Genomic DNA, 23,756 nt, shown 5'->3' with positions numbered 1-23,756 from the left:
CTGCTGCGCCCCCCCCTGCTGCGCCCCCGCCTGCCGCGCCCGCGGGCGGCGGCGAGGCTCTGGCGGCCTTTCTCACCGGCCTTGGCGCGTCGCAGGTGCAGATCCCGCCGGAAGAGACCCCCGCCACGATGGAGCGGCTGGGCCGTGCCCTGCGCAGCATGATCACCGGCCTGCGCGAGGTGCTGATGACCCGCGCCTCGATCAAGCAGGAGTTCCGCATCGGCCAGACGGTGATCGCCTCGGGCGGCAACAACCCGCTGAAATTCAGCGTCAGCCCCGAACAGGCGGTCGAGGCCATGGTGCGGCCCGGCGGCCCGGGCTGGCTTCCCCCCGATGCCGCCGCCGATCAGGCGCTTCAGGATCTCAAGGCGCATGAGGTGGCGATGCTGACCGGGATGGAGGCGGCGCTGAAACATCTTCTCGCCCGGCTCGACCCGGCGGGGCTAGAGACCCGGCTCGACACGAAAGGCGGGTTCAGCGGCCTGCTGAAGGGCAAAAAGGCCCGCTACTGGGAAGTCTACGAAACGCTTTACGCCGAAATCGCCGACCAGGCCGAGAACGAATTCCACGAGCTTTTCGCCCGCGAATTCGCCCGCGCCTATCGCGAACAACTGGAGCGGCTGAAATGACGCCGCTCCGGCACCATCAGGAAGGACGGGGAAGGCATGGCCTGGGATAGCAAGGTTCTGTGGACCGAGGGAATGTTCCTGCAACCGCAGCATTTCCAGCAGGCCGACCGCCATGCCGAGGCGATGCGGGCGGGGCTTGCCCGCGCGCTGGTGCCCTATGGCTGGGGGGTGTCCACGCTCGATATCGACAATGACGCGCTCAGGACCGGGCGGTTCGCGCTGCGCGCGGCGGCGGGGCTGTGGCACGACGGCACCGCCTTTCGCCTGCCCGAATCCGACGACCATCCGCCCGCGCTGGAAGTGCCCTCGCATATCAGGGACTGCGTGGTGCTGCTGACGCTGCCCGCCCGCCGCCAGGGCGCGGCCGAGGTCGACATGTCGGGGGTGGAGCTTTCCGCCGCCCGGCTGCGCCCGGCCGAGATCGAGGTGACGGATACGATGGGCGCGGGCCGCAAGCCCGTGCGGCTGGCGGTCGGACGGCTCAGGCTGCAACTGGCGCTGGCGGTGGACGATCTGGCCGACCGGCTGTCGATCCCGATCGCGCGGATCATCGAGGTGCGCCCCGACCAGGAGGTGGTGCTCGACCGCGCTTTCATCCCCTCGGTGCTGGATCTGCGCGCGGCCCCGGTGCTGGAGGGGCTGGTGGGCGAGATCGACGGGCTGCTCGGCCACCGGATGCAGGCGCTTTCGGGGCGGCTGGCGGCCTCGGGCACGGCGCGCGGCGCGGCGGAATTGCAGGATTTCCTGCTTCTGATGACGATCAACCGCAACCTGCCGGTGTTTCGCAACATCTCGACGATGGAGAACATCCATCCGGCGGCGCTTTACCGCGACTGCCTCGCGCTGGCGGGGGAGCTGGCGACCTTCATGGCGCCCGAGAAACACCCGCCGGAATTTCCGCCCTATCAGCACCATGACCTTGCCACCACCTGGGCCCCGGTGATCCGGGTCCTGCGGCGCTATCTCTCGGCGGTGCTGGAGCAGAACGCGGTCTCGATCCCGCTGGAGCCGCGCAAATACGGCATCTCGGTCGGGCTGATCGCCGACCGCAAGCTGATCGGAACCTCGGGCTTCGTGCTGGCGGTCTCGGCGGAGCTTCCGGCCGAGAACATCCGCCGCCATTTCGCGGGCCAGGCAAAGATCGGCCCGGTCGAGGAAATCCGCCAGATGGTCAATTCGGCTTTGCCCGGCATCGCGCTGCGGCCCTTGCCGGTCGCGCCGCGGCAGATCCCCTATCACGCCAATATGGTCTATTTCGAGGTCGCCCCGGACAGCCCTCACTGGGCGCGGATGACCACTTCGGGCGGTATCGCGGTGCATGTCTCGGGCGATTATCCGGGGCTGAAGATGGAACTCTGGGCGATCCGCCAGGGCTGAGTGCAGGAGGCGCGCGTGATCGACGACGACGATCCTTTCGCCGAACCGGGCGACAGCGACAAAACGGTGATCCGTCCCAATCCGGGCGGGCGGCGGGCGGGGCTGGCGCAGCCCGCCTCTGCGCCGCAGGCTTATGCCGAACCCGCTCCCGCCGCAGTTCCGGCCAGCAGCCTCGCGGCCCCGCCCCCCGCGGCGGATGCGGTGCTGGAAGACAGCCTGACCGGGGTCAATCCGCTGGTCGCGAGCGCGGGCACGCTTTTCGCGCTGATCAGCCGGATCAGGAACCGCGCCCAGCATCCCGACCCCGACGCGCTTCGCCGCTCGGTCGTGGGCGCGGTGCGCAGTTTCGAGACCCATGCCCTGCAAAAGGGCTGCGATCCGCAGGCGATCAAGGTCGCGCGCTATGCGATCTGCGCCACCATCGACGATCTGGTGCTGAACACGCCCTGGGGCGGCACCTCGGGCTGGAGCACCCAGAGCCTTGTGTCGACCTTCCACCGCGAGGTGGTGGGGGGTGATCGTTTCTACGATCTGCTGGCGCGGCTGGAGCAGGATCCGGCCCGCAACATCGACCTGCTGGAATTTCTCTACATGTGCCTCAGCCTGGGGTTCGAGGGGCGGCTCAGGGTCGAGCAGGGCGGGGCGGACCGCCATCTCCAGGTGCGCGAGGGGCTGGCGCAGATCATCCGCCGCCAGCGCGGCGAGCCCGGGCAGGATCTGTCGCCGCACTGGCCCGGGGTGGTGAAACCCTTCCGCGCCCTGTCGCTGTGGAAGCCGTTCTGGATCGCTGTCGCCGCCACGGTCGCCCTGCTGGGCGCCGGGTTCATGGGCCTGTCCTGGGCTTTGTCGTCCGAGACCGGGCGGCTTCTGGGCGCGATGTCCACGCTGGAATCCGGCCCGCCGCCCGAGCTTGCCCGCCGCGCCCCGCCGGTGCCGCCGCCGCCCCCGGAGGTGGAGAACACCGGCCAGCAGCTCGACCGGATCAAGGGCTTTCTGAAGGCCGAGATCGACGACGGGCTGGTTACGGTCGAACAGGATGCGACCAGCATCAAGGTGGTGATGGCCGGGGCGGGGATGTTCGGCTCGGGCTCGGATGTGCTGAAATCGGGGTTTGAGACCGCGATTGCGCGGGTGGCCGAGGCGGTGAACGACACCAAAGGCCCGGTGCTGGTGGTGGGCCATTCCGACAGCGATCCGATCAAAACCTCGCGCTTCCCGTCGAACATGCACCTGTCGCTGGCGCGGGCGGAAAGCGTGCGCAAGCTGCTGGCGGAAACGGTGAAACAGGCCGACCGGCTGAGCGCCGAGGGCCGCGCCGACCGCGAGCCGCTGGTGCCGAACGACAGCGCCGCGAACAAGGCGAAGAACCGGCGGATCGAGATCGTCCTGCGCCGCGACGGCGTGCCCGAAGGCGATCCGGCAGGCGATCCGGCGGAAGAGGCGCCCGCAGAACCGGCGGACAGCCCGGCAGGAGAGGAATAACCCATGCGCAAGATCCTGCGTGCCATCGGCTCGGGGGTGGGGATCACCCTGATCGTCACGCTGGTGTTATCAGTAGTGCTCTGGCTGCTCGGGCCGTTCTTCGCCTTCGGCGAGGCGCGCCCGTTTGACGGCGTGACCGGGCGGCTGATCGGGCTGGGCGTGTTGTGGATCCTCGCGCTTCTGGTCGTGCTGATCCTTCTGATCCGGGCGCAAAAGCGCGACGACAGGCTGGCCGAAGAGATCATCGCCACCCCCGACACCGGCCCGGCGGGGGATATCGGCGTCGGCGACGAAATGACGGAGCTGCGCGAGAAACTGCGCGGAGCGCTTGGCAAGCTGCGCCGCGCCAAAGGCGGGCGGCGGCATCTGGCGCAACTGCCGTGGTATGTGATCATCGGCCCGCCCGGCGCCGGAAAGACCACCGCCATCGTCAATTCCGGCCTCAGCTTTCCGCTGGCCGAAGAGATGGGCGCGGGCTCGATCGGCGGGGTGGGGGGGACGCGCAACTGCGACTGGTGGTTCACCGACAATGCGGTGCTGGTCGATACCGCCGGGCGCTACACCACTCAGGAAAGCGACGCCTCGGCCGATAATGCGGGCTGGCTCGGCTTCCTGGGCCTCCTGAAGAAATACCGCAAGCGCCAGCCGATCAACGGCGCCGTTGTGGCGATCTCGCTGTCGGATCTGCTGATGCAGGATCCCGCGACGCAAAAGGCCCATGGCGCCGCGATTCGCCGCCGGCTGCACGAATTGCGCGAGAAGCTGGGCGTGCGTTTCCCGGTCTATGTGCTGTTCACCAAGGCCGATCTGATCGCCGGCTTCACCGAGACCTTCGACCGTCTGCCGAAAGAGGGGCGCGAGCAGGTCTGGGGCTTCACCCTTCCCCTGCCGCAGGGCCGCCAGGCAGCCCCCGCCATCGCCGGGTTCGACGAGGAATTCGGCCTGCTGATCGCGCGGCTGAACGCCCAGGTGCTGGAGCGGATGCAGGCGGAAAGCGATCCGCCGCGCCGCAGCCTGATCGCGGGCTTTCCGGGCCAGCTTGCCAGCATGCGCCAGATCGCCCGCGACTTCCTGACCGAGGTCTTTCAGGAAAACCGCTATGAGCACCGCCAGATGCTGCGCGGGGTCTATTTCGCCTCCGGCACCCAGGAAGGCACGCCCATCGACCGGCTGATGATGGGCATGGCGCGCAGCTTCGGCATCGGCCGCCAGGCCATCGGCACCGGGCGGGGCACCGGGCGCAGCTTCTTCCTGACCCGGCTGTTCGACGGGGTGATCTTCCCCGAGGCCGGTCTCGTCAGCTCCGACGACCGGGTGGAACGGCGTTACCGCTGGATGCGCCACGGCGCGGTGGCGGCGACGGTGCTGATCGCGGGCGGCATCGGCCTTGCCTGGTTCCAGTTCTGGCAGGAGACCGGCCGCCAGCGCCAGGAAGTCGCCGACCGGATCGGGGCCTACCGGCTGGAGGCCGCCGCGATCCCGGTGGGGCCGGTCGCCGACAGCGATCTGCCGCTGGTGGTGCCGGCGCTGGAACATCTGCGGGTGGTGCCGGGCGCCGGGGCGCCGGTCGCGCAGGCCGGAGTGCTGGCCTGGGGGCTCGATCAGTCCGCCGTGCTGGGGAACGAGGCGAAACTCGCCTGGCGCGACGCGCTGAACCGCCATTTCCTGCCCCGCCTGCTGGTGCGGCTGGAGGATCAGATGCAGTCCAGCATCAACGATCCCGTGGTGTTGTTCGACTTGCTGAAGGTCTATCTGATGCTGGGCCAGATCGGCCCGATGGACGAGGCTCTGGTGAAGGAATATTTCACCGCCGACTGGGATCGCCTCTATGGCGGCGCCAGCCGTGAGGATCTGCGCCAGGTGCTGGCGCTGCATCTCGACGCGCTGCTGGCCGGGCCGATGAAGAAGATCGACCTGAACGCAGACCTGGTATCGCAGGTCCAGGATATCCTGACCCGGATGCCGCAGGCGCAGCGCATCTATAACGGCATTGTCCAGACCGACGCCGCCCGTGCCCTGCCGGCCTGGCGGCCGACCGACATCGGCGGCCCGGCCATCGCGCGCGCCTTCACCCGTTCCTCGGGGCGGCCGCTCAACGAGGGGATCGAGGGGATCTACACCCGCAAGGGCTTCTACGAGGTCTTCCTGCCCGAGGCACTGCGGGTTTCCGCCCAGATCCAGCGCGATGCCTTCGTGCTGGGGCCGACCGCGAGTCAGGATCTGTCCGACGCCGCGCAGACCGCTTTGTCGCGCGACGTGCTGGCGCTGTATTACAACGATTACGTCGGGCGCTACGATCAGATGCTGTCCGATCTCGACATCATCCCGCTGGAATCCCTGCCGCATGCGGTCGAGGTGACGAATGTGCTGTCCGGCCCGGCCTCGCCCTTGCGCAATGTGCTGGGCGCCATCGCCGACGAGACGCGGCTGACGGTCGATCCCTCGACCGTGGCGGCGGCCCCGGCTTCGGTGGGCGATGCCCTGGCCGCGGCCGAGGGGGTGAGCGCGGCGATCCCGTCCTCGATCCTCTCCACCGGGGCGCTCGGGCGGCTGCCGTCGCAAAGCCGCCGCATCCTCGATGCGCTCTCGGTGCCCGCCGTCCCCGGCGGCGAGCCGGTGCCCCCGGGCGCCTATGTCGAAGAAAGGTTCGCCGCGATCCAGGATCTGGTCACCGCCCCCGAAGGGGCGCCCTCGCCGCTGGACACGCTGATCGCGAGCCTTACCGAGGTGAACCAGGAGCTGAACAAGCTGGCGTTTTCCGGAGGCGTCGGCAGTTCCGAGACCGCGGGCCCGGCGATCCAGGGCCTTGTCCAGGCCGCCTCGCAACTGCCGGGGCCGATCCAGCGATGGGTCAGCCAGGTCGTCTCTGGATCCTCGGGGATCACCGCCGACGGCACCCGCGCCGGAATCAACGCCAAATGGCAGGCCGAGGTGATGCCCCTGTGCCAGCAGGCGACCGAGAACAAATATCCGTTCTCGCGCCGCGCGGCGGCGGATATCTCGATCCAGGATTTCACCACGCTCTTCGCGCCGGGCGGGCTGATCGACAAATTCTTCCAGGCCAACCTGGCCGAACATGTCGATCAGCGCGCGCGGCCCTGGACCTTCAAGAAGGTGAACGACGCCGATCTGGGCATCTCGCCCCAGGTTCTGTTGCAGATGCAGCACGCGGCCGAGATCCGCGACGCCTTTTTCGCCGCCGGTCCGGTGCCGAAGGTGCAGTTCCAGATGACGCCCGAGGCTTTGGACCCCAAGGCCAATTCCATCGTGCTGGAACTGGACGGCCAGCGCGTGGCCTTCGCGCAAGGGGAAGGCCAGCCCACGCCCTCGGCCATCGGCTGGCCCGGCGCGGTGGGGCTGGGGCGGATCACCATGGAGCCGCCGCTGGCGGGGGGCGAAAGCACGATCAGCCGCGACGGGCCCTGGGCGCTGTTTCGCCTGCTGGACGCGGCCGAGATCCGCCGCACCAATGTGGCCGACCGCACCCGGGTGATCTTCAAGGTGGGCGGGCGGATCGCGATCTTCGGGATGCAGTCGGGATCGGTGAAGAACCCCTTCGCGCTGGCCGCGCTGACCGAGTTCAAATGCCCGGCCTCGTTCTGACCATGGCGGGGGAAACCGCCTTCGGCGCCTACGGCAAGATCCCCGCTTTGGGGGATTTCTTCCGTTTCGGACTGGCACCGGATTTCATCGCCGCCTGGGACCGCTGGTTGCAGGCGGGCATCCCGGCGGCGCGTATGGGGCTGGGGGAGCGCTGGCAGGGCGCCTATATGTCGGCGCCGATCTGGCGCTTTACCCTGGCGCCGGGGGTGGCGGGGCGCGCGGGGGCCGAGGGCGTGCTGATGGCCTCGGTCGACCGGGTGGGACGGCAGTTTCCGCTGACGCTGGCGCGCGCCTTGCCCGCGGGCTGCGATCCGGTGGCGAGCCACCTGGCGGCGGGCGAGCGGTTCGCCGCGCTGGAAACCGTGGCGCTGTCGGCGCTGGATGACGGCGGAACGCAGGCGCGGCTGCAACAGGATCTGGCCGGGATCGGCGGCGCTTCCCTGCCTGCGGCGGCGGTTCAGGCGGCGCCGGGGTTCCTCGGGCTCTGCGCGCCCGATCCGGGGCCCGATCCGGGGGCGGCGCTCGCCGCTGCGCTGGCTCGCTCCGCCTTTCCCCGCGCGGCTCTGTTCACCGCCTTGCTGGCGGAAGGCGAGGCGCTGGTCCTGACCGACGGCCTGCCGCCGCCGGACCGCTTTCGCCACCTGATCGACCCTGACGCCTGCGGGAGGGGCCAGCCATGACGACATTGCGCTACAGTGCCGCCACCCATACCGGCCTTCGCCGCAAGATCAACGAGGACAGCATCCTGTCGCTGCCCGAGCAGCGGATCTGGGTGGTCTCGGACGGGATGGGCGGGCATGAGGCCGGGGATTTCGCCAGCCAGACCGTGACCGAGACCATCGCCGCCTTGCCGCCCGATCTGGCCCCGGCGGATGCGATGCAGGCTTTGCGCCAGGCCATCCTGCAAAGCCATGACACGATCCGGGCCGAGGCCCTGCGCCGCGGCGGGGCGGTGATCGGGGCGACGGTGGTGGCGCTTCTGGTCGCCAACGGCCATTTCGTGGTGTTCTGGGCCGGAGACAGCCGGCTCTACCGTTTCCGCGACGGCGGGATCGAACTGCTGACCGCGGACCATTCCGTCGCGGGCGAACTGGTCGCCGCCGGCGCCCTGACCTGGGACGAGGCCGAGCAGCATCCGCAATCCAACGCCATCACCCGGGCGGTGGGGGTGGGCGATGCGCTGGATCTGGACAAGCTGCGCGGCGAGATCCGGCGCGGCGACCGATTCCTGCTGTGTTCGGACGGGCTGACGAAATACGCCGGTTTCGAGGTGCTGCGCCGCGCGGTGACCGGCAAGCCGATGGAGACCGTCTGTGACGCGCTGATCCAGATCGCGCTGCGCGGCGGCGGCGGCGACAATATCTCGGCCATCGTCGTCGATTGCCTTTAAGCCCGGCTCAGGGCCTCGCCGTGGTCAGCACCGCGGAATCGAGGCTGCGGATCGGCGTGGTCAGTTCCCCAAGGGCCTTGGCATAGCTTCCGGCGCTTTCGGTGATCGGGCGCAGGCCGCCGAACAGCGGCGCGTCCGAGACGATGGCAACCAGCCGCGTCTTGCCGAGCGCGCTGTCGTCCACCGCAAAGGCGATCCGGCCGGTGCCTTTGGCCTCTTCGATGCCATAGGCCAGCCGCACCGTCACCGGCCCGGCCTGTCCCGCGCGCAGATCGCTCAGCCGGTTGTCGGTGCGCGCAACATTGGGGATCAGGTGGAAGATATTGCCCGAAACGTCCAGCGCCGAGACATAGAGATAGCCGTCCGGCATATCGGCGGGGATGGTCAGGTCGATCACCGGGTTTTCGCCCACCAGATAGCGGGCCTGGGGATTGGGCTCGTCGCGGTCGCCGTAGCCGAAGGTGAAACTCAGCCCGCCGCCAAAAGCCGTGGGCAAAGCGGCGTCCAGCAGACAGAGCGTCGGGTTCAGCACCTCCAGATCGAGCTGCGCCACCCGGTTGCCGATCACCGCCTCAAGCGCCGCGCGCAGCTTCGCCTGGCTTTCCGCCGAGGCGATGCGGCCGCTGATCTGGATGGTGGCGGCAAGGCCCCAGCCCTGGGCGGGGGCGTTGATCACCGAAAGCGGGCCGCAATCCTCATGCGTGGCCAGCACCGACTGCACCGCGCGCAGGCCGAGGATCCGCGGCCCGAGTTCGATCACCGCGGTGCCGCTCAGCCCCGGCGGCAGTGTCGCGAGATCGGCCTTCGCCTGTTCGTAATCCGAGCGGATGCTGGTGATCCCCTCGACCTGGACCTGGTTGTCCGCGACCAGCAGCCGGTATTCCGGCAGGCCGGCCAGCCGGTCGACCAGATCCACCACGCCCGCGCCCCAGGTCTCGGCGATGTCGCCCCTCGCCAGCGGCAGTTCGGTCGCCGCCCCGCCCTGTTCGGCGATGGCGGCGGAAAGCCGGGTCGCGACCTCCTGGTCGGGGACGAAGCCGGTGGCGACCGGCGCCGCGCCCTCGTCGCGGGTGACGCTGAGGGTGAAGGGTTTTTCCAGCGGCAGCGAAGGGCCGAAGAGGCCGAGCGCCCCGGTGGCATATTCCGCGCCGCCAAGGCCCAGGGCCAGAACCGCCAGCAGGGCCGCGATCAGCCCGCCCTTGCCGCCTTTCTTCGCGGCCGTCTTCGGCGGGGCAGGGGGCGCGGGCTTCGGCGCAGGCGGGGGCGATGATGCGGGCGCGGGCGCCGCCTTGCGCGGCACGATCACCGTCGCCTCGCTGTCGGCGGATGGCAGCGCAAGCGCGCCGGAGCGGATCGCCGCCAGCGCCGCCTCGGCCGAGGGGAAGCGCCTCTCGCGGTCCGGGTCGGTGAGCCGGGCGATCAGGCTTTGCAGCGGCTCGGGCACGCCCGAGGTGTCGGGCGGTTTCGCCTTGCGCTCGACCACTTCCATCAGATTGGCGCCGCTGTCGGGCGCCTTGCCGCGGAACACCGCCAGCAAAAGCGCGCCCAGCGAGTAGAGATCGGTGCGCGCATCGGCCTTGCCGGCCAGCTGTTCGGGCGCGGCATAGGCGTATTTCCCGGCGAATTCGCCGCCGACGATGGTCTGGGCGCCGGGGTTGGTGTCCTTGGCGATACCGAAGTCGATGATCACCGCATGTTTCGGATCACCGCCGCGCAGGATGATGTTGTCGGGCGACAGGTCGCGGTGCACGATGTTGCGGCTGTGGGCGGCGTGCAGCCCCTCAAGGACCCGCCCGGCCACCACCATCAGATCCCCGGCCGACATGCCGCCGTCGCGCATCTTCTTGTCGAGCGCCGGGCCGTCGATGTAATCCATCACCAGATAGACGGTGCCGTCGTCGGTCCGCTGGGTGTCGAAATAGCGCACGATCACATCGTGGCGGATGTCGCGGATGTCTTCCTCGCGCGTCATCAGCGCAAGATAATCGTCGTTGCGGGCAAATTCCGAGCGCAGCGCCTTCAGCGCCACGACCTTGCCGGAAATCTCGGACCGGGCGCGATAGACCTCGGACGTGCCGCCGCGGCCCAGGATCGCCTCGATCCGGTAGGTGTTGTTGAGCACATCGCCCGTGCGGAAGATCGGGGGGTGCCCGCTCACCTCAGGCCGCCGTTCTCAGGAGAGGGCCTGGAACTCGACCCGGCGGTTCACCGCGTCCTTCGGCTTTTCGCCGTCCAGCAGGAAGCGCGATCCCACGCCCACGGCCTCCATCTGCGCATCCGCAATGCCGCAATCCGACGAGGCGAGATAGCGTTTCACCTCTTCGGCGCGCAAGAGCGACAGCCGCTCGTTATATTCGGCCGAGCCGGTGATGTCCGTATGGCCGACGATGCGCAGCGTGGAAACCGGATCCGATTTCAACACGTTGCACAAAGCGACAAGCGCGGGTTTCTGATCCTCGCGCAGCGCCGCGCTGTCCAGATCGAAGCGGATCGAGACATTGACCTGCTCGTCCTGCGGCAGTTCCTGATAGGCGATCTCGGTCGCCCCTTCGGGCGCGGCGGTCTCGCTGCCGGCCGCCGTCTCTTCGGTGGTGGGCACCAGGGTCAGGCCACGGGTCTTCTGCTTCCTGAAGGCATCGGCGATCTCGTCCTCGGTCATCGGGGTCTGCGCCTGTGCGACCGGGACGAGGGCAAGGGCAAGTGCGACAAGAAACGCCAGCGAAAAACGAGTCATGTGTCTCTCCGAAGGGCCGGATTGAATGGGCGGAGTCTACACCCAAACATATCTTCATGCCAAATGATTATGGCTGCCCGCGGGCGTTGACAGCTTTTGCCCGGCCCCGCATTCTGAAAACCGCCCGACAGACGGATCCGCCCTTTGAAACCCGTTCAGATCGTTATTGCCGCGATCGTGGTGATCGCCGTCGCGCTCATCGGCTTCGGCCTGTGGACCCTCTGGCCCGAACGTGAGCGGCAGCAGGGCGGCTCGGCCGTCGACAGCCTGGCGCGGATCGAGATCGAGAACCTCCAGCAGCAGATCGCCGGGCTTCAGGAACAGCTCGACGCCATGCAGCTTGAGATCGACGGGCTGGGGATGATGGATGCCATCGCCTCTTACGAAAGCCCCGGATCCGCCGACGAAACCCCGGCGCCGTTCCCGCGCGACGGCGAGAACACCATTCTGGGCGATTACGCCTCGGTGGTGCTGATCGCGGGGCGGCGCGACGTGAACCGAGGGCTGACGGTGGCCTCGCCCAGTTTCCTCGAAGGCTTCCTCGGCCGCCCGCGCCAGGTGCTGTCCGACGACTGCGAGCCGATGGACAATCCGAAGCTGAAGGAGATGCTGATCGTCGAGCAGGTCGGGCCGATCAAGGTGCAGATGCTGCGGCCCGCGCTCGACAGCCTCAAGGAGGTGTTCGGGAAGGTACGCGAGGCCGATCAGGATCTTTACGACCGGATCAGCACCGCGGGTTCGCTCTGCGTCCGGCGCATCCGCGGCACCACCGACCGGACCTCGACCCATTCCTTCGGCCTCGCCGTCGATCTGAACATCGACGGCCATCTCGACGGTTTCGCCGACGGGAAGACCCAGCTCGGCCTGACCATCCTCGCCGATTTCTTCCATGCGGAAGGCTGGGTCTGGGGCGCGGGCTTCTCGCGCGAGGATTCGATGCATTTCGAGGTGAGCCGCCAGCAGCTTGAACGCTGGCGCGCCGAGGGAAAGATCTGAGCCGCAGCCCCTTGCACGATGCGCGCGCTTTGCCGTTCCCCGTGTGGCGCGCGGGCGGGTTTTGCCGGTGCGCGTCAGTCGCCGCTGCCCGGCAACAATGACAGGAAGGCGCGGAATACCTGCGAGGGCGGCGGCAGCGCGCGGCTTCAGTCGGCTGGATGCCGCCGAAGCTGCCAGAGGCCGCCCTCGCGGGTCAGGACAGATTCCTGAAGGAGAATGCCCCGATCACCGCCCGGATCACCCGGATCAAGGCGCGGCCCTGGGAGCCCGACGCGATCATGCTCTTCACCATGATGCCGGGCGGATGCTCGGCCATCAGGCCGTTGCGCGCCGCCGGAGTCAGTTCGATGAGCTTGGCCGGCCCGGGGATCGACGGCAGCGACTGGCTGTCCGCCGTGCCGGATCTGTCGGATTTCTTCACCCCGGTGCAGGGCCCGGTCTGCGGCGACGACCCGAACCCCGGGGTGACCGGGGCCGGACTGCCAAGGAATACACCTGTCCGGCGATGTGAGGATCGGGGTCCGTTCCAAAGCGGTCGAGCGCGCCGGCACCACCTAAACCGTCGCCGTGGTGGCGGCACCGGAGAAGATGAGGGGTGAGCCGAGGCAGTTCGGCCCGCGCCTCTTCACGGCCGAGCTGCACCACCAGAACGAGGCGCGCGATCTGAGCGTCGGGACCAATGCCGGTGTTCCGGCGGTGGGCGACGAATGGACGATCCCGGTCGCCGATCTGATGCCGCAAGCGTCTCCCGGCGGGCCTTTCCCCCGGGCCGCCCCGGACCGGATACAGCCAGGGCGGGCGGGGGAGATGCTGTGGGGCCGCATCAATCCCTGGGTGGTTCTGCGGGTTGCCGGGGGCATATCGAAACGGCGCGCCGGGCCGGGACCAGCTTCGCGCGGGAAAACGCCGACGCCGCCTCGGGCCATCCCCCGCGGGTTTTGCCGCCCGCGATGCCGGATCCCGGGTGCCGGTGGGGCGGGGCTGACACCCGAGCGGGGGGCGTCTCTCCGGGCCGCGCGCTCGTTGCTGTCGGTCGTCGTCGCGCTGCGCGGCGGGGGTGCCGAATCGTTTCGCGATCGGTTAGAGCTTGTGCGCCGGGCCAGGCGGGCCGGGCGGACGTGGCGAAACTGGTATACGCAGCAGACTTTGACGATTGGAGTGCCCGGGGGGAAACCTCCGGTGCAGAACCGCTCAAATTCGGGGAAAGCTAACGGGCCTCCGGGCCCCACGCCAATCCCGAGCCAAGCCCGCGGGCAGTCAGTCCCGCGGGAAGGTGTAGAGACTGGACGGGCGGTGCCTGTAGCCTTGCCGGGAAACCGCATGGCCATGGCAAAGGGACAGTCCAGCCCACGAACGGCCCCGGAACGGGGGCGGCGGCGAAAGCCGAAGTGGGATGAAAATCTGCCTTCCGCAAGGAATTACGGGTTCAAGTCCCGTCGTCCGCACCACCCGCCGGCCCGGACATCTCTGCCCCGGCCACCCGTCAGAGAGCGGAGCGCGGCTTTGCCGGGCCGTCTTCCACCGCGCGCTTTTGCCGGGAACTGACCGCATCACTGTCCCCCGGAGAGAGGTCTCCCGGCTCTCCTGTCTGATATCGGCGCCCCGGGCCGCGTATCTGCTGCCGCACAGGATGGGATCGCGGTCTTCGATGCAGGCGCTGACGGGGAAGACCCTGGCAGTTTTTCCTGGCAGATCCCGTCCGGCTCACGGAAGAGCGGCAATCCGGCGCGCGGCAGAGGAGTATGCGCTTTTGCGAAGATGGGGCGCGGACGGCAAGGCCTCGCAGTTTTCGCTGGCCCTCGGGGGCTACGGAAGAGCGGGCAATCCGGCCCGCGGCAGAGAAGTATGCACTTTTGCGTAGGCGGGTCCGGTGTTTCCGGCAGGCACGCGGGTTGCTCCGGGCGGCCTTGCCCCGGCGACCGGAAACCGTCGTCTCGCTGACGGGCGGCAGAATGTGCCGCTTTCACGGCCGGGCTTTCTGGCCGGGCACGCTCCCACCTTCTATGCGGGACCTTGCCGGGAGGCGAAGGTGCCAGGCATGCGCGCGGGGGGCTGCGCACCCGGCCTGCCGGTGAAGCGGACTGCGCCCGGCCGCATTCCTTGCGGGGCGCAGACCGGGCGGGCAGGGGGCAGCCCGTGGCGCTCAGGGTGCCGCTTTCAGCGACAGTTCCAGTCGCTCCCCGGGTTTCACCGTGACCGGGGTTTCCGAGGCGGTGCCGTCTTTCTCCACCCGCACCACCAGATCGCCCGCCGGCAGGACGGTCTGCCATTCCGGCCCGTAGCCGTAAGCCAGCTGCTTGCGGTTGCCTTCGATGTCCTTCGCGGCCGAGAGCACCTCGATCAGCTCGTCGCCGGGCGTGGTGAAAGCGGCGACTCCGGCCTGGAGGTCGACGCGGATCTCGCTGCGCTCGTTCACCCGGATCGTCAGCGGAATCCGGGCCTGCACCGCATCGAGCGAAACCACGGCGAGATACTCTCCCGGCGCCAGGTCGAATTTCGCATCCGGCCCCCAGGCATAGGTCAGCGATTTGCGGTTGCCCTCCAGGTCGGTCTTCGCCTCGAAGATCTCGGTGTGCAGATCGCCGTCGGAGACCGCGGCATCTGCGGCGTAGACCACGCTGAAGGCGGCCACGCCGACGCCCATCACCACGTCTTTCACCAGTTCCCCGCCCGCCACGATCACGAAGCTCTGGCTGACCTCGGCGGCGCCGAGCCGCAGGCTCAGCGCATATTCCTGCGCGGGCAGCACGACCGTCGCCTTGCCGTAGCCGCTTTCCACGATGTCGCCGGGGCCGCGGATCTCGAACCAGGCGTCACCGTCGGGCTCGCCGCCTTCGTTCGCCAGCACCCGCAGCCGCAGGAGCCCCGCATCCAGCACCGCCACCGGCTGCGCCAGTTCGCTGTCGGTGACCTCGATCTCCTGTTCGGTGGTGGCCTTGTGCAGGCGGGTCTTCATCAGATAGCGCCCGGGCGCCAGATATTCGACGCTGTTGCCGTAAAGCGTATGGGTGCGGTCCGCGGCGGGCCCCTCGTCGGTGAGCGGGTAGAAATCGAAAATCGCATCGGCGGCGATCTCCGGCTCTTTGCCGCCTTCGGTCAGCAAGAGGACCGGGTCGATGTTGCGGTCGAGCTTCGCGGGCGCGGGCTCCGGGGGCGGGGCGGGCTCGGGCTCTGCCGCGACGGTGGTTTTCAGCGCCGCTTCCAGCTGGCCCGCATCGCTGGCCTGGATATACCTTCCGCCGGTGTTCTCGGCCAGACAGGCGACGGCGCGGCCCTCGTCCGCGGTCAGGCCGAAGCCCACCACATGGGCGGTGAAATCCACGCCCGAGGTCTCAAGCTCGCGCCCGAGCGCGCAGGGATCGGCCTCGCAGGTCTCGATCCCGTCGGTGATCAGGATGACGGTGGCTTTCTCTTCGGTCGAGTGCAGATCCGCCGCCGCCTGGCGCACCGCCGCGGTCAGCGGCGTCTTGCCGAGGAATTTCATCTGCTGCGCCGCCGCCACGATCGCCGCGGCGGTGCCCTTGCCGGGCGGCACCACCAGTTCGATATCGCCGCAATCGCCTTTCTCGCGGTGGCCATAGGCCATCAGGCCGATCTCGGTTTCGGCGGGCAGGGTCGAGAGCACGGTGCCGAGCGCCTCGCGCGCGATCTCCAGCTTGGCGCGGCCGTCGATCTGGCCCCACATCGACCCCGAGGCGTCGAGCACGATGATCGAGCGGCCTTCGGCGAAGGCGGGGAGTACGGCGGTAAGGCCCAGGGCAAGAACGAGAGCGCGAAGGAGGTTCATCGAAATCTCCGGGAAAAATGCACGGCCGTCAGGGGCACAACTCTGAGCGAGGAGCCGAGTCGGAGCAAGCGCGCTGATCGCGCCCGCCGCTGGCGCTATCCGCACAGCGGAACTGGACCTGTGCGGCCCGCGCGGCTTTCGCCAGGCTGGGCCCCGCAATCACACCCGGAGGCCCCCTTGCCGCAGATCGATATCCGCCCGCTGCGCGCCGGCGACGAGGCAGACTGGCGCCGGCTCTGGACCGCCTATCTGGAGTTCTACCAGACCTCGGTGCCCGAAGAGGTTTACCAGAGCAGCTTTGCGCGGCTTCTGGGCGATGATCCGCGCGATTTCTCGGGGCTGATCGCGCTGGTCGATGGCCAGCCGGTGGGGCTGGTGCATTATCTGTTCCACCGCCATGGCTGGAAGATCGAGGATGTCTGCTATCTCCAGGATCTTTATGTCGCGCCCGAAGCGCGCGGCACCGGCCTCGGGCGGCGGCTGATCGAGGCGGTCTATGCCGAGGCCGACGCCCGAGGCGCGCCCGCGGTCTACTGGCTGACCCAGGATTTCAACGCCACCGCCCGCCAGCTTTACGACCGGATCGCGAAGGTCACGCCCTTCATCCGCTACAACCGCTGAGCCGGTCGACATTCGGCCGGGGACGGTGTCCCTGGCCGGCCCCGGAGGGGTTTTGCACCCCTCCGGACCTCCCCGCAGGGTATTTTGATCAGGGTGAAAGAGGCAGGCCGGGCGGCGAGGGCCGCCGGTGCGCCCGGATTCGCGCATGTCGGGCGCGGGGAGGGGGCCTCAGCCCGGTTTGCGGTAGCTGTCTTTCCGCGCGATCAGATCGCCATCGAAGGTGAAGATGTCGCAGCCGCGCTGGTCCAGTTTCGTGCCGTCCCGCCGGGTGCCGAGGAAGCGCCAGGAGGAAAGCCCGGTCTCGCCCGCCACGACATGCGCGCCCTCGGTCCAGGCGGCGTCAGGGAAGGCGTCGAACAAGGCGGCATAAGCGGCGCGCACGGCCTCGGGGCCCTGGTGGAGGGTGCCATCCGAGGCATGGAAGGCGCAGTCCGGCGCCATGCAGCCCATCAGCCCGGCCAGATCGCGGGCGTTGAAACAGGCCATCAGCCGCTCAAGCAGGGCGCGGCGCGCGGCGGCCTGCGCATCGTCCACCACCTCGACCTCAAGAAAGGCGAGCAGCGCGTCGCCTGCGTTGATCACATTGTGCTCGACCCCCACGCGGCGCGAATAGGGCACGCCATGGCTCAGGGCGGCGCTGCTTTGCGCGCCGCCGGGCAGATCCAGCGCCAGCCGCCCGTCGGTCAGCGGCACGATCACATAGTCATGGCCATGGCGGTGCCAGCCGGTCTGGGCGCCGGGCGCGAAGCGCCATTCGGTCACGCGGAACCGCTCGTCCTCCAGGTGAAGGACCGGCACCGCCTCGGGGCGGGGAGTATCGCTCATCGGGGTCTCCGGGTTTTCCGCCATGCTAGGGCGGATGCGGTCCCGGGCAAGCCTGGCGGCGGCTGGACTGCCGGGATTTCCCGCCCTGGCCTTATCAGACCGCCTCCTTCACCGCCTCCATCGCGACATAGGTCGAGGTCTGCGCCACATGCGGCAGCGCGCTGATCCGTTCGGCCAGCACCCGGCGGTAATCGGCGATGTCCACCGTGCGCACCTTCAGCAGATAGTCGAACCGGCTGGCGATCATATGGCACTGCTCGACCTCGGGCACGGTCAGCACCGCGCGGTTGAAGGCCTGGAGCGCCGCCTCGCGGGTGTCGTCGAGCCGCACCTCGACAAAGGCGACATGCGCCAGCCCCATCTTCACCGGATCGAGGATGGCGCGGTAGCCCGCGATCACCCCGTCCTCCTCCAGCCGTTTCATCCGGGCCTGGACCGGGCTTTTCGACAGCCCCACCCGGCGGGCGAGTTCCACCGCGCTGATCCGGCCCTCGGTCGCCAGAACCCGCAGGATCGCATGGTCGAAACGGTCGAGATCGGCCTGGACGGCTGGCATGGGAAACTCCTTATTTGTGGTCATTATGGCTTAGCATATTTCGATAATCAGGAAAACCGCCTTCATGTTCCGGTGTATTATGGGCAAAATACACAGGAGCCGCGCATGAAGAATCCTTGGGATGTGGTCGCCGACGACAGCCTCGCCGACGAGGCCGCGCTGGTCGCGAAACTGATCGACGACTGCCGGCTGGACGGCGCCGCCCGGGCGCGGATCGCGGGCGCGGGCGCAGAGCTCGTACGCCGGATCCGCTCAGGCGCGAAGCCGGGGCTGATGGAGGTCTTCCTCGCCGAATACGGGCTGTCGACCGATGAGGGCATCGCGCTGATGTGTCTGGCCGAGGCGCTTTTGCGGGTGCCCGACGCGCCCACCATGGACGCGCTGATCGAGGACAAGATCGCGCCGTCGGACTGGGGGCGGCATCTCGGGCATTCGGCCTCGTCGCTGGTGAACGCCTCGACCTGGGCGCTGATGCTGACCGGCAAGGTGCTGGACGAGCGCGGCCCCGGCATCGCGGGCCATCTGCGCGGCGCGATCCGCCGCCTGGGCGAGCCGGTGATCCGCACCGCCACCACCCGGGCGATGAAGGAGATGGGCCGCCAGTTCGTGCTGGGCGAGACCATCGAGAAGGCCATGACCCGGGCGAAGGAACTGGAGGCGAAAGGCTACACCTACAGCTACGACATGCTGGGGGAAGCCGCGCGGACCGAGGCCGACGCGCGGCGCTATCACCTCGCCTATACCCGCGCGATCACCGCGATCGCCGGGGCGGCGAAGGGCCGCGACATCGGCGCCAATCCGGGGATCTCGGTCAAGCTCTCGGCGCTGCATCCGCGCTACGAGGTCGCCCATGAGACCCGCGTCATGCACGAACTGGTGCCGCGGGTGCGCGCGCTGGCGGGGCTGGCGAAATCGGCCGGGATCGGCTTCAACATCGACGCGGAAGAGGCCGACCGGCTGGATCTGTCGCTGAAGGTCATCGCCGCGGTGCTGGAGGATCGCGCTTTGGCCGGCTGGGACGGGTTCGGCGTGGTGGTCCAGGCCTACGGGCGGCGCTGCGCGGCGGTGATCGACGTGCTTTATGACCTTGCGACCCGGCTGGATCGCAAGATCATGGTGCGGCTGGTGAAGGGCGCCTATTGGGATGCCGAGATCAAACGCGCCCAGGTTCTGGGGCTGGAGAGCTTCCCGGTCTTCACCCGCAAACAGGCGACCGACGTTTCCTATATCGCCAATGCCCGCAAACTGCTGGGCATGACCGACCGGATCTATCCGCAATTCGCCGGCCACAATGCCCATACCGTGGCCGCGGTGCTGGACATGGCGGCAGAGGCCGGCGTCACCCCGGAAATGTTCGAATTTCAGCGTCTCCACGGCATGGGAGAGCGGCTGCACGACCTGATTTTGTCGGATAAAGGCACAAGATGCCGGATCTATGCCCCGGTGGGCGCGCATCGCGACCTGCTGGCCTACCTCGTGCGGCGGCTTCTGGAGAACGGGGCGAACTCGTCCTTCGTGAACCAGATCGTCGATGAAAGCGTGCCCGCCGAAGAGGTCGCCGCCTGCCCGCTGACCTTCATGGAAGGCGTCTCGCCGAAGGAGAATCCCGCGGTGCCGCCGGGGCCGCAGATCTTCCCGGGGCGCAGGAACTCGCAGGGCTGGGATCTGACCAGCCGCGCCGATCTGCGCAGGATCGGGGCGGCGATGGTGCCGCATCTCGACAGCTTCGCCGAGGCCGGGCCGATGCTGGCGGGCCGTCCGGCGGGCGCGCTTCGCAGCGATGTGGTCAACCCGGCGACGGGCGCGCGGGTGGGCCAGGTGCTGGCCGCTGCCCGCGCCGATGTGGACACTGCGCTCAGACTGGCCGAGCCCTGGGCCACGGACGCCGCCACCCGGGCCGAGGCGCTGAACCGCGCCGCCGATCTTTACGAGGCGAATTTCGGCCCGATCTTCGCGCTTCTGGCGCGCGAGGCCGGGAAGAACCTGCCCGATGCGGTGGCGGAACTGCGCGAGGCGGTGGATTTCCTGCGCTATTACGCGGCGGGCGCCACCGGCCTGACCCATCCCGCCCGCGGCCGCTTCGCCTGTATCAGCCCCTGGAACTTTCCGCTGGCGATCTTCACCGGCCAGATCGCGGCGGCCCTCGCGGCCGGAAATGCCGTGCTGGCGAAACCGGCTGAGCAGACCCCGCTGATCGCCGCTCTCGCGGTGGGCCTCATGCATCAGGCCGGGGTGCCCGCGACCGCCCTGCAACTCTTGCCCGGCGAGGGCGACGTGGGGGCCTGGCTCACCTCGGACCCGCGCGTGGACGGCGTGGCCTTCACCGGCTCGACCGAGACCGCGCTGAAGATCCGCCGTGCGATGGCCGAAAACCTTGCCCCCGGCGCGCCGCTGATCGCCGAGACCGGCGGGATGAACGCGATGGTGGTCGATTCCACCGCGCTGCCGGAACAGGCGGTGCGCGATATCATCGCGTCCTCGTTCCAGTCGGCGGGCCAGCGCTGCTCGGCTTTGCGCTGCCTCTACGTCCAGGAGGATATCGCGCCGGTGATCCTGGAAATGCTCGGGGGTGCGATGGAGGAACTCTCGATCGGCGACCCGGTGCTGCTGTCGACCGATGTCGGCCCGGTGATCGACGCGGGGGCGCTCGCGGTGATCCGCGACCATACCGAGGCGGCGCGCGCCGACGGCAGGCTGATCCGCGACTGCCGGGTGCCCGGCCAGGGCACTTTCGCCGCCCCCGCGGTGATCAAAGTGCCCGGAATCGCCGCGATGGAGCGCGAGATCTTCGGCCCGGTGCTGCATGTCGCCACCTTCAGGGCCGGCGAGATCGACAAGGTGATCCAGGAGATCAACGCCACCGGCTACGGCCTCACCTTCGGCCTGCACACCCGTATCGACGACCGGGTGCAGCATTTCGTCGAGCGCATCCACGCCGGAAACATCTACGTCAACCGCAACCAGATCGGCGCGGTGGTGGGCAGCCAGCCCTTCGGCGGCGAGGGGCTTTCGGGCACCGGCCCCAAGGCGGGCGGCCCGGATTACCTGCCGCGCTTCACCGTCGCCGCCGCTCCCGTCCAGGGCATGCCCGGCCCGGCCTCTGAGGAAGCCGCGGTCTCCGCCGCGCTGAAAGCCGCCACCGCCACCGCGGCGCCCGAACCCGCCGATCTGCCCGGGCCCACGGGCGAATCGAACCGGCTCGGCCATTTCCCGCGCCCGCCGGTGCTTTGCCTCGGCCCCGGCTCCGAAGTGGCAAAGGCCCAGGCGGCGGAAGTGGCGGCGCTCGGTGGCCTCGCGGTGGCCGCGCCCGACCTCGCGCCCCCGGCGCTCGCGCGGCTCGAAGGTTTCGGCGCGGCGCTTTACTGGGGCGAGGCCGAAGCCGCGCGCGGCTATGCGCTGGCGCTGGCGGAACGTCAGGGGCCGATCCTGCCCCTGATCACCGCACGCCCCGACCGCGGCCATGCGCTGATCGAGCGCCATGTCTGCATCGACACCACCGCCTCGGGCGGCAATGCGAAACTTCTGTCCGAAGTGGCCGGGCAGTAAACCATCGGCGCGGCCCCCGGGCCGCGTCCCACCCTCGTTCCGGGCGTGGCGCCATACCGCCCCCATGCGCCGATATACCTTTCATCCTGACCGAAATACCCTCGGGGGGAGGCGCCGCGCGCGGCGCCCGGGGGGCAGAAAGCCCCCCGCTCCTTCCGCGCCACCCGCAAGACCCGCCTTGACCGCGGCCTCCGCCCGCGCGAGGCTCGCGCCATGTTTCCGATCCGCGATCACAACCCTTCCGGGCGGCTCCCCTTCGTCACCATCGCGCTGATCGTCGCGAATGTGCTGGTGTTCCTCGCCTATTTTCCCGGCGCGTCAGAGCTGTGGCTCATGCGGTTCTATTACAACTGGGGCCTGGTTCCGGACAGCGCGCTGTCGCTCCACCGCGCCGAGACGCTGCTGACGCATATGTTCCTCCATGGCGGCTGGATGCATCTGATCGGCAACATGCTGTTTCTGTGGATCTTCGGCGACAATCTCGAAGAGGAGATGGGCCATTTCCGCTTTCTGCTGTTCTACCTGGCCACCGGGCTGGCGGCGGCGGCCTTGCAGATCCTGCCGGACCCGGGATCAAAGGTGCCGATGGTCGGGGCCTCGGGGGCGATCGCCGGGGTGATGGGGGCATATCTTCTGCTGTATCCCCGCGCGAAGGTCGATGTTCTGCTGATCTTCGTGATCTTTTTCAGGATCTTCACCCTGCCGGCCTGGATCGTGCTGGGGGTCTGGTTCGGGATCCAGCTGTTCTCGGGCCTGACCACGCCCACGGCCGAAGGCGGCGTGGCCTGGTTCGCCCATATCGGCGGTTTCCTCGCGGGCGTGGGGCTGGCGCTGCCCCTGTGGCTGCGGCGCGGCGGCTCCGGCTACTGGCGCCGCACCGAGGGCCATCCGCCGTGTCCCGATGCGGCCTGGCCGCTGGCGAAGAGCAACATTCCGAAGGTCGGGCGCCGCTAGCGCGGCCTTCCAGGCGTCGCACCATGGCCCCCCGGATTGCGGCGCGGCGGATCACCCGCAAGCGTTCCGCCAGGGGGCACCGTGTGAAAGACCACCCCTGAGCCGACATGGCCGCAGAGGAAACACCGGATGAGCCGCCGGCATGAAATTTCGCAAGGCGGGCGCCGAAAGCGGTGACCTTTCCGCCGCCACTCCCGGGCCGGGCCGGATCAGTGGCGGCTCAGCCGCGCATCATCTTCGTCAGTTGTCCGAAGATCTGATCGTTCGCGGCAAGGATCGAGCCGCTTTCCAGCGGGTCCTGGCCCTCGCGGATGCCCTCGACCATGCCGCCGGCCTCTTTGATCAGCAGCATCCCCGCCGCCATGTCCCAGGCTTTCAGCTCGCGCTGCCAGAATCCCTCGTAGCGGCCTGCCGCCACCCAGGCCAGATCCAGCGCCGCCGAGCCCGAGCGCCGCATCCCGGCGCTGCCCGGCATCATCAGGGACAGATCCTTCAGCGTGGCCGGCAGCGTCTTCTGCGCGCCGAACGGCACGCCGGTGCAGAACAGGGATTCATGCAGATGGCGCCGGCCCGAGACCCGAAGGCGGCGGTTGTCGTTCAGCCAGCAGCCCGCGCCCTTCTCGGCATAGAACATCTCGTCCTTGGGCGCATCATAGACCACCGCCGAGACGATCTCGCCCTTGTGTTCCAGCGCGATCGAGACCGACCAGTGCGGAATGCCGTGCAGGAAGTTGGTGGTGCCGTCGAGCGGATCGACGATCCAGCGCCGGGTCGGATCCTCGCCCGCGCGCGCGCCGGTTTCCTCGCCCAGCCAGCCATAGGTCGGGCGCGCGCCGAGGAGATCCTCCTTGATGATGCGCTCGGCCTCCTGATCGGCTTTGGTGACGAAATCGCCGGGGCCCTTGGCCGAGACCTGGAGGTTCTCAACCTCGCGGAAGTCCTTGATCAGCGAGCGCGCGGCCTTGCGCGCGGCCTTGATCATCAGGTTCAGGTTGGCGCTTCCCTGCATGGGCGGACTCCGGGTCTTTCGGGCTTTGGCTGGAACCCAAGCGCCTTACAGTGAAAGCCCGGGGAAGGGAAGGGGCGAGGGCATGGCCCGCCCCTCAGGCCCCGCCCGGCGGCCGATACGCCGGTCAGCGCCGCGCCGGAGGCCGGGAAGGGGGAGGACAAAGCGACTGTTTCGGGTCGCGGTGATGATATGGGGTCAACAAGGCAGAATTCAGGGTCGCTGCCCGCCCGGCTTTCCCGGCCTCCCG

17 protein-coding genes are annotated in these 23,756 nt (G+C 68.9%); 10 read left to right on the top strand and 7 right to left on the bottom strand.

Annotated elements, in window-relative coordinates; genetic code table 11:
* The 6 genes from tagH to XINFAN_RS19080 form a co-directional block, all read left to right on the top strand.
* On the top strand, positions 1–629 hold a 629-nt coding region (tagH, locus tag XINFAN_RS19105), incomplete at its 5' end, for a type VI secretion system-associated FHA domain protein TagH (protein WP_124088456.1).
* A 36-nt stretch (positions 630–665) separates the two neighbouring features.
* Complete coding sequence (gene tssK / locus XINFAN_RS19100) at positions 666–2,006, top strand: type VI secretion system baseplate subunit TssK (protein WP_124088455.1); 1,341 nt, start codon at positions 666–668, stop codon at positions 2,004–2,006.
* A gap of 15 nt (positions 2,007–2,021) precedes the next feature.
* Positions 2,022–3,488 carry a type IVB secretion system protein IcmH/DotU gene (gene icmH, locus XINFAN_RS19095; RefSeq protein ID WP_354002144.1) on the top strand — a complete coding sequence of 489 codons (1,467 nt, stop codon included), beginning with the start codon at positions 2,022–2,024 and terminating at the stop codon, positions 3,486–3,488.
* Positions 3,489–3,491: 3 nt separating this feature from the next.
* Positions 3,492–7,091, top strand: coding sequence for a type VI secretion system membrane subunit TssM (gene tssM / locus XINFAN_RS19090; protein WP_124088454.1), 3,600 nt, complete (start codon positions 3,492–3,494; stop codon positions 7,089–7,091).
* Positions 7,073–7,771 carry a type VI secretion system-associated protein TagF gene (tagF, locus tag XINFAN_RS19085; protein WP_124088453.1) on the top strand — a complete coding sequence of 233 codons (699 nt, stop codon included), beginning with the start codon at positions 7,073–7,075 and terminating at the stop codon, positions 7,769–7,771. The genes tssM and tagF overlap by 19 nt, the downstream gene beginning before the upstream one ends.
* Positions 7,768–8,481 carry a PP2C family protein-serine/threonine phosphatase gene (locus XINFAN_RS19080; protein ID WP_124088452.1) on the top strand — a complete coding sequence of 238 codons (714 nt, stop codon included), beginning with the start codon at positions 7,768–7,770 and terminating at the stop codon, positions 8,479–8,481. Before tagF ends, XINFAN_RS19080 begins: the two co-directional genes overlap by 4 nt.
* A gap of 7 nt (positions 8,482–8,488) precedes the next feature.
* Here XINFAN_RS19080 and XINFAN_RS19075 read toward each other — a convergent pair whose 3' ends face one another.
* Both XINFAN_RS19075 and XINFAN_RS19070 read right to left on the bottom strand, forming a co-directional pair.
* A complete protein-coding gene (locus XINFAN_RS19075; protein WP_124088451.1) occupies positions 8,489–10,639 on the bottom strand; it encodes a serine/threonine protein kinase in 2,151 nt (716 codons plus the stop codon).
* 15 nt (positions 10,640–10,654) lie between these two features.
* Positions 10,655–11,215 carry an OmpA family protein gene (locus XINFAN_RS19070; protein ID WP_124088450.1) on the bottom strand — a complete coding sequence of 187 codons (561 nt, stop codon included), beginning with the start codon at positions 11,213–11,215 and terminating at the stop codon, positions 10,655–10,657.
* A gap of 144 nt (positions 11,216–11,359) precedes the next feature.
* On the opposite strand from XINFAN_RS19070, the gene XINFAN_RS19065 reads away from it, so the two are divergent.
* Positions 11,360–12,211, top strand: a complete 852-nt coding sequence (locus XINFAN_RS19065; RefSeq protein WP_233352382.1) for a M15 family metallopeptidase — start codon at positions 11,360–11,362, stop codon at positions 12,209–12,211.
* Between the two features lie 193 nt (positions 12,212–12,404).
* Here the strand turns inward: XINFAN_RS19065 and XINFAN_RS19060 are convergent, their stop codons facing one another.
* Both XINFAN_RS19060 and XINFAN_RS19055 read right to left on the bottom strand, forming a co-directional pair.
* Positions 12,405–12,632, bottom strand: a complete 228-nt coding sequence (locus XINFAN_RS19060) for a hypothetical protein (RefSeq protein WP_124088449.1) — start codon at positions 12,630–12,632, stop codon at positions 12,405–12,407.
* Between the two features lie 1,722 nt (positions 12,633–14,354).
* A complete protein-coding gene (locus XINFAN_RS19055; protein WP_124088448.1) occupies positions 14,355–15,998 on the bottom strand; it encodes a vWA domain-containing protein in 1,644 nt (547 codons plus the stop codon).
* Between the two features lie 177 nt (positions 15,999–16,175).
* Between XINFAN_RS19055 and XINFAN_RS19050 the strand changes: the two genes are divergently transcribed.
* Positions 16,176–16,619, top strand: coding sequence for a GNAT family N-acetyltransferase (locus tag XINFAN_RS19050; RefSeq protein ID WP_124088447.1), 444 nt, complete (start codon positions 16,176–16,178; stop codon positions 16,617–16,619).
* Positions 16,620–16,787: 168 nt separating this feature from the next.
* On the opposite strand, the gene XINFAN_RS19045 is transcribed toward XINFAN_RS19050, so the two are convergent.
* Both XINFAN_RS19045 and XINFAN_RS19040 read right to left on the bottom strand, forming a co-directional pair.
* Positions 16,788–17,444 (bottom strand): nuclear transport factor 2 family protein, encoded by a 657-nt coding sequence (locus tag XINFAN_RS19045; RefSeq protein WP_124088446.1) that lies wholly within the window; start codon positions 17,442–17,444, stop codon positions 16,788–16,790.
* A 94-nt stretch (positions 17,445–17,538) separates the two neighbouring features.
* Complete coding sequence (locus XINFAN_RS19040) at positions 17,539–18,000, bottom strand: Lrp/AsnC family transcriptional regulator (protein WP_124088445.1); 462 nt, start codon at positions 17,998–18,000, stop codon at positions 17,539–17,541.
* A 105-nt stretch (positions 18,001–18,105) separates the two neighbouring features.
* On the opposite strand from XINFAN_RS19040, the gene putA reads away from it, so the two are divergent.
* Complete coding sequence (gene putA / locus XINFAN_RS19035; RefSeq protein WP_124088444.1) at positions 18,106–21,546, top strand: bifunctional proline dehydrogenase/L-glutamate gamma-semialdehyde dehydrogenase PutA; 3,441 nt, start codon at positions 18,106–18,108, stop codon at positions 21,544–21,546.
* Positions 21,547–21,759: 213 nt separating this feature from the next.
* Positions 21,760–22,500 (top strand): rhomboid family intramembrane serine protease, encoded by a 741-nt coding sequence (locus tag XINFAN_RS19030; RefSeq protein WP_124088443.1) that lies wholly within the window; start codon positions 21,760–21,762, stop codon positions 22,498–22,500.
* Positions 22,501–22,720: 220 nt separating this feature from the next.
* Here the strand turns inward: XINFAN_RS19030 and XINFAN_RS19025 are convergent, their stop codons facing one another.
* Positions 22,721–23,509, bottom strand: coding sequence for an inositol monophosphatase family protein (locus XINFAN_RS19025; RefSeq protein ID WP_124088442.1), 789 nt, complete (start codon positions 23,507–23,509; stop codon positions 22,721–22,723).
* Positions 23,510–23,756 lie beyond the last annotated feature (247 nt).

Source organism: Pseudogemmobacter humi (assembly GCF_900609055.1).
Classification (GTDB): domain Bacteria; phylum Pseudomonadota; class Alphaproteobacteria; order Rhodobacterales; family Rhodobacteraceae; genus Pseudogemmobacter; species Pseudogemmobacter humi.
Note: the sequence above shows the minus strand (reverse complement) of the source record. Positions and strands in the feature narration are given on the sequence as shown.